This window comes from Umezawaea sp. NPDC059074 (assembly GCF_042738955.1).
In the GTDB taxonomy this organism is placed as follows: Bacteria; Actinomycetota; Actinomycetes; order Mycobacteriales; family Pseudonocardiaceae; genus Umezawaea.
The window spans coordinates 1-9,513 of record NZ_JBHYHC010000054.1 but is presented as its reverse complement, the minus strand read 5'-3'; the positions used below and the strand labels follow the sequence as shown (position 1 = coordinate 9,513).

The window sequence follows — 9,513 nt, the reverse complement described above, 5'->3', positions numbered from 1 at the left end:
AAAAAAACCCCTGTGGTGGGACGGGCCCCCCCCCCAACCCCCGGGCGGGGCGCCCCCCCGGCCCCCATGCGCCCCGGGGGGGCCCACCCCCACCCGGGCTTGGCCACCCCCCACCTGGGTTTACCTCGGCACAGGTCTGGTCACGTCGTTGTTGTCGACCACCGGGCTTGCGCGGTTGGTCGGGGCGCACATTTCCAGGCAGATCCGCTGCCCGCCTACGTACCGCTGGTTGCGTTTGTCTTCGACGTCGGGTGCCGGAAGTCTTACCTGGCCTCAGCTACCTGAGCCACCACCACGCGGTCATGCCGCAGAGCGGACGCTGGCGGCTCCTAGTGTCGTGCGCTGCCAGCTCGGGTTGGCTGGGTTCCCTGACGCGGGCCGGGTACGGCTGGCAGCCCTCACAGCGCCGTTCGGAGGCTTCGAGCGGCTCGGTGGCGGCCTGGCGAGTGAATCGGTCGTGCTCCAACATGCCAACAGGCAGCTCGATGTCTTCGGCCGCGGCGCTTCGAACGAGCGCTGGCACAAGTAGCTCGCGTCCAACGCCGGCTGGCAGCCCTCACCCTTCAGCGAACCAAAGCATCTCGGGACTGAAACTGGCCAGCGAGCCGGCATTGATTCAGCCGGGCGGCCGCGCTCGCTGGCTGGGGCTGGCTCTACGTGGCCGTGGCCGCTTTCTGGCGACCGCGCTCGGCTTGGACCGCACCGGACCTCTTGACCGCGACACCGGGTGGACTGTGACGTATCTGCTCCAAGGCCGACCCGACCTCATCCCGCTCATCCCGGAAGGCAGGCCTCCTTGCTCAACGGCACAGTGAAGCCGTCCTCACGCATAACAAAACAAGTTCACCCGGTCGAGAGTTCGCTTTCGGCAGTAGCGGACGTCGACGCGCATGGTTGGCAGCAGCAGTGCGCATGCGCACCTACCCGACGCCCGAACGTGTCGTGGCACGTTAGTTCCTCGAAGTGGTGTGCAGATGCCGGTGTCCGCTGTTCGGGAAAGCGGAGGTGCGGACGGAAGCAGGTTGTATAGGACATAGCCGCACTTCTCCGCCACCCGGCAGGAGGCTCGGTTGTCCTTCGCGTGCAGCAAGTCCAAGCGGGTCAGGTTCTGCGTGCCCAGTGCCCAGAACGACGCGGTATCCAGAGCACGGCTGGCGATACCGTGACTCCGGACCGTGGCCGTGGTCCAGGTGCCGACCTCTGCCACACCGGCGATCCCGACCTTCACCACCACGTGGCCGATGGGCGGGTCGTCGTCATCGGCCACCATGGCGAAACTGAACCACGTCGAGGAGGCCCAGCCGGCGGCCTGCGCGCCCAGCCACTGCATGGCATCGGCCTCGTCAGCCAGCGACGTGGTCAGCTACCGGCGCATCATAGGGTCACGATGTGCCGGTAGCAGTTGAGGTTTCCCCGATAACCCGAGGCGGTTGTTATCTGGCTGCGTTCGGTGATGCCCGGATCATAGTGGGTTCTGTCTGGGCGGCGTGCCAGGCGGCGGCTTCTTACTTGCCCGGGCTGAGCCAGCCGAGGTCCTTCTGGATGCGTTCGGTGTTGTAGAACCGTCGAGATCGGCGAACAGCGCGTTCTCGGCCTGGTCACGGGTGCGCCAGGAGTTCCGGTAGACGAGTTCGATTTTCAGCGTGGAGAAGAAGTTCTCCATCAGGGCGTTATCGTAGGAATCGTTGACCGACCCCATCGAGGGCAGGATCCGGTTGTCCGCCAACCGTTCCGAGAAGCGAATCGAGGTATAGGTCGATCCGCGATCGCTGTGGTGGATCAGCTTCCCGTCGCACACGTTTCGGGACCAGATCGCGTAGTCCAGAGCGCCCAGGACCAGATCGGTGTCGCAGCGATCGCCGCTCTTCCGGCCCACGATCCGGTTGGAGAACGCGTCACGCACGGCGGCGAGCCAGAACACGCCCTCGCCGGTGGCGATGCGGGTGGCGTCGGCGACCCACAACCGGTCCGGAGCGGGTGCGGTGAAGTCACAGTTGACCCGATCGGGCGCCGGTGCGGCCCGCGGATCCTGTCTGGTCGAGAGTGTCCGCCATTTCTTGCGCAGGAGCGCGCCCTGCAGACCGGCCTGCGTATCGGCAGTTCTCTGTCACAGTGGCCGACGCGTGGGTCCCGGACGCGCTCCGGGACCCACGCAGGTGCTCGCTGTTAAGCGCTCATCAGAAGCAGCCGACGTAGGCCCAGGTCACATGGACACCGTTGTGGTAGATGTGCGCACCACCGCAGCCGGACCGGTTGGCCATGTTGAACAGCTGGTAGGTGTAGGCCGAACCGCCGTCGGAGTAGGCGGTGTAGAGGTTGCCGCCCGCGTTCTGCAGCCACACCGACGGCGCGGCAGAGTAACCCGGCAGGAAGTACACGCTCACCCACTGGGTGCCGCAGCTACGGCTGTAGCGCAGGTGAACGGTGGCGACCCGCTGCCCACCATCGTTCACGTCGATGGAGGCTTGGCGGGACATGCTGGAAGCGCAACCGCTGGTCTGCGGGTTGGGATCGGCCGACGCGGCCGCGTTCGCCGGAACTACCGACAACAACAGGCTGAGCACGGCCAGCACGAGCACGCTGAGCGCGTGCCGTCGGCGCCGAGGTGTCTTGATCAAGGATGGCTCCTTAGTCTGGATGGTCGCGTCGCCTTGCTTCGACCGTGGTCGGACGACCGCTTTCCCAGACTCGCCACGCTGGCACCCGGTGGTCCAGGGATCGACTGTCCGCCCCGGTGTCCTGGACAGCGCGCAGTTGTCCTGGACAGCCTTGACCTGCGAGTTTCCGGTGGGCCTGTCAGCAGGGTGGAAGTGTCAGGCCACCGCGGTAAGCGGGAGCGAGGTACACCTCGGAGATGTAGCCGCGCCGGCCGTCGGGCCAGATCACCTCGTACCACAGGGCGGACGCCGCGACGTTCGGGTTCTGCTTGATGCCGGGGCTCGAGACGTCGGCGTTGGTGAGTAGATCTCCCTGTAGGTGGCAGACGGCTGTGATTGTGTCGCCCGTGCCCAGATCGGTGCCGTCGAGCTTGCAACCGGTGTTCGCGCACCGTCGTACGGGTCGCTCGGACAGGTAGGAGGGAGAGTCGTCCTCCACGAGTTCGGCCGCACCGATGGCGACCTTGTTCTGCACCACCACCGTGGCGTGCGGACGCCCCTGGAGCGCAGTAGCAGAATCCGGCGTCTGGTGGTCGGTGCCGGAATCCGCGTCGGCCAAGACCGTTGCCACCACCGTCACGGTGATGGCACCGAGCACGACCGCGCCGATGATCCACACGAGGAGGTGGCGACGCGGACGCAGTCGACGTGCTGTCGAGGTCACCGGATTCTGAAGTTCGGAGACGTCGACCCGCTCGGCGGTGTCGAAGCTCCGGAGCAGGGCCAAGGCGTCATATCGCTCCAGCCATGCCTGAACGGCTTCTGCTGGAACATCAACAGCCTTGAGCACATCCACGACCAACGCCCGATTCGGCAGCCCCGGTCCTCGTCCGGCATTGGCGATCGTGCTCTTGCCCCAGTGCGTCTTTGCTGCGGCGGTTCGCACCGATACCCCGCGCTGCCGCAGCAGTGATGCGAACTCTGCGCAAAACCGCATCTCTGAATCGGAGTCATTCGCCTCGACCACTGCTTCTGCCCCTCACCCCGGCTGACCGCACCGTAGGTGTGGGAGATGAGCGGTGTCACTCCGCCAATGGTGGTAGCTACCACTGCTGGCGGCGACGCCCCATGGGGTATCGGTATCCATCGTCCCCATGAGGAGATCTCGAAACCGCAGAAATGCGCCAATTTCGATCGAAAGCCAAAGATCGTTCGTCTGTCGAGTTGGGTGAATCCTCATCCACTGAAGAGTCTCGGCGAACCCATAACCAGGTCGCCGCCAATGCGAGCCGGGAAGCGACTGAGCGGAACAGCAGTTGGCCGTGGACATCCCGTTAGACAGTCAGCGTCGAGTTCGTCCAAAAGATGGGGTTGGAGCGCAGAGCGGCAAGAGGCAGCTATTTCCAGCTTGTTGTCGTGGTCACTTCTGGGTAGCAGGCGCGGTAGGGCGACCGTGTTGGTCACGCTCAGGTAGGCCAGTCGAAGCAGCATGGCTGGTCATCGTGCCGTGCTCATTCGCCGCGTCATGATCGTGACTGCATTCGCGGATAGGGCTCTGTGGATTTTCTGTCACCTGCATGGATGAGGTTTTCGGCAGGCACAAGGCCGCCGCCCCCACCGCCGCGGCAGGATCGCGCGTCAGGGCTCGTTCCACCAGTCCCAGTTGCATCACCACCACAACAAGGCGGTCTGGGTGCCGTCGTGCAGGCTGCGTCCGATGCGCTGCAGCTCGATGCCGCGCGCCTCCAACGCGGCCGCTCGTGTTGCCGTGACCTCGGCGAGTCGTTCGGCGAGCGACTTCACTGGTGGAGCCAGCCGGGCGGCGCTGACCTTCGCGTACCACCGGGCCACGTGCGGAACCACAAGGACACCCATCAGCCCGTATTCGGCGGCCGTGGCCAGCGTGAGGACCGCGTCGCCCCACGACCGCACCGAACGCGAGGAAACGTCACGCGTTCAGGTTTGGCTGGTTCGTCACGGCGACTCTTTCTCGATCAACCGGGGGTCAATGGTGACACGCCAGGCACCTACGTCGACGGCATCGGCATCGGCATCGGCAGGACGCTCGCGCAGGGCGACGCACTTGGCAAGCCGCATCGATGAGACCCCACCACCGCGGTGAACAGCGCGATCGCCCCGTACACCCGCTGGAACAGGTGCGGCGTCTCCTGGCCGATCCGACCTGCGCCCTGGTCAAGCACTCCGACCTCACGCCCGGCTCGCGGCATGAGCGGCGCCGACGGCCTTGCGGCGATCAGTCATCGGTTCTTACAGCCCTGATGGGTGTGCGGAAAGCCAGTCGCTGTGCCGTGAGCGCAGTTGGTCGCGTTCGCTGTTCGTAGAGAGGATGACGTCGGCGCCGCCGTCGTAGGGGTGGTAGGTCCGTTGCAGATCGGCGTCGGTGATCAGCACTCCATCGGTGACGTTGTCGGCGACAGCACGCAGCAGCGCGTTGATGCGACCACGTTCCTACGGGATCCGGCTGACGTACACGTGCGTGCAGATCGGATCGTCCGGGTCCGGATCTGTGCGGATCGAGGTCCAGTGATGTGCGTCTGGGTGCCACCGCGTCTGTTCGTGCGGGCGTTCAGGCGGCACCGGGGTGTCGGACCAGTCCGAGGTGGCGACGTAGACGTCAAGGCCTGTGAACAATTCGTCCAGCACGGTGTTGTAGCGGTCCAGCACGATCGTCCACTCGTCCTCGGTGTCCGGGTAGCGCTTGGACTCCGGCAGGCTGTGGAAACGTACCCACCGATCCCGCTCGCAGCGCAGCTCGTGGCCGATGAGCGGGCAGTCCGGCCAGCGTGCTCCCATCGACGCAGCAGTTCCTCGTCAGGCACTGAGACACGCTATCCCGCAGACTGTGGCCTGCTCATCAGCTTTGCGCATCAGGCCGGGCATCGCGTTGCGACCGCTAGCCGTGTCAGTGGTCATTTCCTTGTTGTCGGAACTGCGTCGCGCGTATGAAGCCGGGCCGGTGTGCGGGAGTGAGCGGCGCCGCACCTCATGACGCCACCGTGGCCACGATCTCGACGCCGTACTTCACCTTCCGTGGCGGGCCCGCTTCAGACCATGGCCGAACCTGGCGCGGGCGTGATGAGTGAGCGAGAATGCGCCGATGGTTTCCGAATACGCCCAGACCGACCAATTTCGCGGCGCTCGTATCCACCTCAGCAACCTCGATGGTCTCGAGATCCGCGATTGCGAGGTGAGTGGTCTGAAGATCGTCGACTGCTACGGCAGCGACGTCTACCTCGGTGGCTACTTCGAGCGCCTCGTCGTCAACGACGTCGACGTGACCGCCTACGTCGAGGCTGAGCTCGATCGCCGGCACCCCGCGCGGGTGCTGGCGCGGGAGGTGGCTTCCCCCGAGGACTACCGGTCTGCTTGGGACGCCATCGAGACCCTGTGGGACGCGACGCTCGACCGGGCGAGGCAGTTGCCTGGGGCCACACTGCACGAGCAGGTCGACGGTGAGTGGTCGTTCGTCGAGACGCAACGGCATCTGCTGTTCGCCTGCGATGCCTGGCTCGGCAACGCCGTGCTCGAGGAGGAAACGCCCTACCACCCGTTGGGCTTTCCCACCGGGGGGACGCCGCCAGAGGAGGCGGCGAAGCTCGGCCTCACTCTCGAAGCCACCCCGACGCTCGAGGAGGCGCTGGCGCCACGGCTCGCCCGCATGGCCACGATGCGGCGTGTCGTCGACGGGCTCACCGCGGACGAACTCGACCGGGTGTGCGGCCGCAAACCAGCGGACATGTATCCCGAGCAGGAGTACGTCGTGCGCCGCTGCCTCAAAGTCGTGCTGAAGGAAGAAGCCGAGCACCACCGGTACGCGGTGCGCGACCTAGCGGTACTCGAGGCAGGTGTGCCTGAACGGCAGTAGTTCCCGCGTGGACTCCGACCAAGTGGCGACGCGGTGTAGCCGCGAATGACCGCACGCTCATCGGCAGATGCGGACGCTGGCGAGCACGGATGGGCTGCATGTCAGGGCATTGCCGCCGAAACGCTGATGGTCGCGGGATCGATGTCAGTGCAGGAGGTGGTCGTGTCGTGACCGATGCCCTGCAAAAACGAGTGACCCTCGAGGATTCGCATTGGATCAGTGACACCGCTACCGAGGAGCCCGCGATACCGGACTCCGTGCTGGAGAAGTGGCACTGGTACCGAAGGACATCGAAGAGAGCTTGTGGTCTGTCGCACCGGTCGGAGGTACTCAACCTCGCGCTCGCCGCGCTGGCCCCGGCGGTTACCCTGACCGTCGATCAACCCGTCATCGGCGCACTACTAGGCACGGCGGCGGTCATCGTCGGCGGAATCCGTGCCACCTATCGGTGGCAGGAGAACTGGATCTCCCGCAGTCGCACCCGTTACGCGATCGAGCGGGAGATCACCTACTACAAGCACCGACTACCTCCCTATGATACCACCGCTGGTTCTCAGATCCTGGTCAAGAACGTCGAAGAGATCACCGAGGCCGAAGGCCGGGCCTGGGAAGCCGAACGCCGCAGCCTCACCTCCACAGCACAACCACCCACATCCAAATGATCCCTCGACCATCGGAACCATCGTTCGATGCGGGCGGAGTATCACGCCAGCGGAGACGTTGGCGAGCAATGACCATGCGACCAGCGGCATAGACAGACGTTCTGCGTATTTGTCTGGACGTGGGAACGTCCTCCTGATGCGCTGTCGGGCTTGGTGTCCCATCGCAGGAAGAGGACGTTCATGGCCAAAGGTAGCGGTATTTCCCGTGGTGATCGCAACCGCAACGCCCGGCTGACTCGCCTGCGCGCCCTGGTCTCGGTCGACAACGCGATCATCGGGATCGACCTGGCCGACACCAAACAAATGGTCGTGGTAACTGACCACGACTCAAAAGTATTGGCGCGCAAGACTTTCCGGTGCCGCGCCTGGAACCTCGGGACAGCACTGGACTGGGCCGCACGGCAAGCGTCGGCGGCCGGATTCGTCGGGGTGACGGTCGCATGCGAGCCGACCGGACACCGGTGGCGGGTCCTCGGGCGACTCGCCGCCGACCGCAGCATGCCGTTCGTGTGCGTCCAACTCATGATCAGCTCCTGGTCGCGGCGCGCGGAAGACCTGACCTTCGACAAGACCGACGAGAAGGACGCAGTACTCATTGCCAGGCTGACCGCGCAACTACGCTGCTATATCCCCGAACCCGTCGACGAGACCTGGGGACGGCTTCGGCACCTGGGCACCCGCCGGGATCAGTTGATCGTCGCGATGACCGCCCAGGTTCAGCAGATGCGATCGCTGTTGGAATGCGTGTGGCCTGCGGCGTTGGACACCGCGAAGCAGCCGTTCCGGTCCCGCACCTGGCTCGCGGCCCTGACCGTCGTCTGCCACCGCGACGGCGGCGACTTGGACCGGACCCGCCGCCTGGGGGCGGACCGGTTCGAACGGGCCGTACGACGTGAGGTCGCCCGGCGAGGCGGGCTCAAGCCCTCACTGCGGATCGCCCGCGCCCTGTTCACCGCCCTGACCGACCCCGCCAGCGTGATCGAGCACCGCCGCGGAGCGCTGGAACGAGTGCGGTTCCTGCTGGTTGACCGAGACCACGCCGGGGCGAGTCTGGCCGAGGTCGAGTCGCTGATGACCGGTGTCGTGGACGAGCTCGGTCTGACCGCGCTGGTCGACTCGATCACCGGCCTGTCGGTGCTCGGAGCCGCGGCGATCCTGGCTGAGACCGGTGACCCGACCCGCTTCGCCTCGGCGCGGGCGTTGGTCAAACACGCCGGTCTGGCACCACGGGAGAAATCCTCCGGGACGTTCACCGGCCGCACGAAACTCACCGGCCAGGGCCGTCCGCGGTTGCGTTTGGCGGCATGGCGGGCGGTCTGGGGCGCCCAACGCGCCAACCCGGTCTACGCCGCTCGTTATCAGCACCTGACCGGACGCGAGACCAACCGGCTCACCCCGACACAGGCTCAGGCGGCCATCGCCGCGACGATCCTGCGGCACCTGCACGCCGTCATCACCACCGGCCGGGGCTGGGATCCCGACATCGCCACCCACGGCGTCACACCGGCCGCCGCGGTCACCGCGGCCTGACCCGCGCGACCGCGCCACCAGCAGGGCTGGGCGAGCCTCACGCGGCATGGAGGCACCTTCGGGTGATCTCGACGCTCATCATGGGCAGCCCTGTCCGTCGTCACCAACCCGATTACGCGCTGCCGGGTCCAACCCCATGCCGCTATGCAGGGAACGATGACAATCCTTGATCACTGACTAACCCCTTGACACAAAACGACTTACGCTGATGAGCGGATGTTCGCGGTGGCGCAAACGAGGATGCTCGCGCGGTACCTGCTGGTTCGCAGGTGGTCGCGTGGTCAGGATTTGGCGGTGTCGTCGATCCATGCCTGTAGGGCATCCGCTTGGGCGTGTTGGTCGAGGTCACGCAGGACCGCGACGAGGCTGCGCGCTGTGCGCAGAGTGCGGGGGTGGTCGTCGCCGAGTATGCGGCGTCGTCGGGTCAGGGTGTCCTCGTGGAGTTCGCATGCGGCTTGGTGCTCACCCAACTCCGATAGGCGGTTGGCGAGGTTGTTGGCGGAGGCGAGGGTGTCGGGGTGGTCGTCGCCGAGTATGCGGCGTCGTCGGGTCAGGGTGTCCTCGTGGAGTTCGCGTGCGGTTTGGTGCTCACCCAACTCCGACAGGTCGATGGCGAGGTTGTTGGCGGAGGCGAGGGTGTCGGGGTGGTCGTCGCCGAGTATGCGGCGTCGTCGGGTCAGGGTGTCCTCGTCGAGTTCGCGTGCGGTTTGGTGCTCACCCAACTCCGACAGGCGGATGGCGAGGTTGTTGGCGGAGCTGAGGGTGTCGGGGTGGTCGTCACCGAGTACGCGGCGATAGCGGGTCAGGGTGTCCTCGTCGAGTTCGCGTGCCGCTCGGT

At 65.9% G+C, this 9,513-nt stretch carries 11 protein-coding genes; 3 read left to right on the top strand and 8 right to left on the bottom strand.

Going from position 1 to position 9,513, the window contains the following annotated elements; genetic code table 11:
* Window positions 1–823: 823 nt before the first annotated feature.
* The 7 genes from ACFWW9_RS24220 to ACFWW9_RS24190 form a co-directional block, all read right to left on the bottom strand.
* Window positions 824–1,351: a GNAT family N-acetyltransferase gene (locus ACFWW9_RS24220; RefSeq protein WP_390382119.1), complete on the bottom strand. Its 528-nt coding sequence runs from the start codon at window positions 1,349–1,351 to the stop codon at window positions 824–826.
* 111 nt (window positions 1,352–1,462) lie between these two features.
* On the bottom strand, window positions 1,463–2,065 hold the full coding sequence (locus tag ACFWW9_RS24215) for a transposase (protein WP_390382116.1): 603 nt from the start codon (window positions 2,063–2,065) through the stop codon (window positions 1,463–1,465).
* 112 nt (window positions 2,066–2,177) lie between these two features.
* Window positions 2,178–2,618, bottom strand: coding sequence for a DUF2690 domain-containing protein (locus ACFWW9_RS24210; RefSeq protein WP_390382053.1), 441 nt, complete (start codon window positions 2,616–2,618; stop codon window positions 2,178–2,180).
* Between the two features lie 178 nt (window positions 2,619–2,796).
* A complete protein-coding gene (locus ACFWW9_RS24205) occupies window positions 2,797–3,624 on the bottom strand; it encodes a hypothetical protein (RefSeq protein ID WP_390382051.1) in 828 nt (275 codons plus the stop codon).
* Between the two features lie 641 nt (window positions 3,625–4,265).
* The gene (locus ACFWW9_RS24200) at window positions 4,266–4,529 is read right to left on the bottom strand and encodes a hypothetical protein (protein WP_390382048.1); all 264 of its coding nucleotides are present in this window, start codon (window positions 4,527–4,529) and stop codon (window positions 4,266–4,268) included.
* 336 nt (window positions 4,530–4,865) lie between these two features.
* Window positions 4,866–5,009, bottom strand: a complete 144-nt coding sequence (locus tag ACFWW9_RS24195) for a hypothetical protein (RefSeq protein WP_390382045.1) — start codon at window positions 5,007–5,009, stop codon at window positions 4,866–4,868.
* Window positions 5,010–5,066: 57 nt separating this feature from the next.
* Window positions 5,067–5,411, bottom strand: coding sequence for a hypothetical protein (locus tag ACFWW9_RS24190; protein WP_390382042.1), 345 nt, complete (start codon window positions 5,409–5,411; stop codon window positions 5,067–5,069).
* A 286-nt stretch (window positions 5,412–5,697) separates the two neighbouring features.
* On the opposite strand from ACFWW9_RS24190, the gene ACFWW9_RS24185 reads away from it, so the two are divergent.
* The 3 genes from ACFWW9_RS24185 (at window position 5,698) to ACFWW9_RS24175 (ending at window position 8,675) form a co-directional block, all read left to right on the top strand.
* Window positions 5,698–6,483: a DinB family protein gene (locus ACFWW9_RS24185; RefSeq protein ID WP_390382039.1), complete on the top strand. Its 786-nt coding sequence runs from the start codon at window positions 5,698–5,700 to the stop codon at window positions 6,481–6,483.
* Window positions 6,484–6,650: 167 nt separating this feature from the next.
* Entirely contained in the window at window positions 6,651–7,145 is a 495-nt protein-coding gene (locus tag ACFWW9_RS24180; RefSeq protein WP_390382036.1) for a DUF4231 domain-containing protein, read from the top strand.
* A gap of 180 nt (window positions 7,146–7,325) precedes the next feature.
* Window positions 7,326–8,675 carry an IS110 family transposase gene (locus tag ACFWW9_RS24175; protein ID WP_390382033.1) on the top strand — a complete coding sequence of 450 codons (1,350 nt, stop codon included), beginning with the start codon at window positions 7,326–7,328 and terminating at the stop codon, window positions 8,673–8,675.
* A gap of 281 nt (window positions 8,676–8,956) precedes the next feature.
* Here the strand turns inward: ACFWW9_RS24175 and ACFWW9_RS24170 are convergent.
* Window positions 8,957–9,513: tetratricopeptide repeat protein (locus ACFWW9_RS24170; RefSeq protein WP_390382030.1), on the bottom strand; the 557-nt coding region annotated here is incomplete at its 5' end.

Coding starts and splice junctions, on each gene's coding strand:
- ACFWW9_RS24190 (WP_390382042.1), bottom strand. CDS start 5,411: ATGGGAGCACGCTGGCCGGACTGCCCGCTCATCGGCCACGAGCTGCGC.
- ACFWW9_RS24175 (WP_390382033.1), top strand. CDS start 7,326: ATGGCCAAAGGTAGCGGTATTTCCCGTGGTGATCGCAACCGCAACGCC.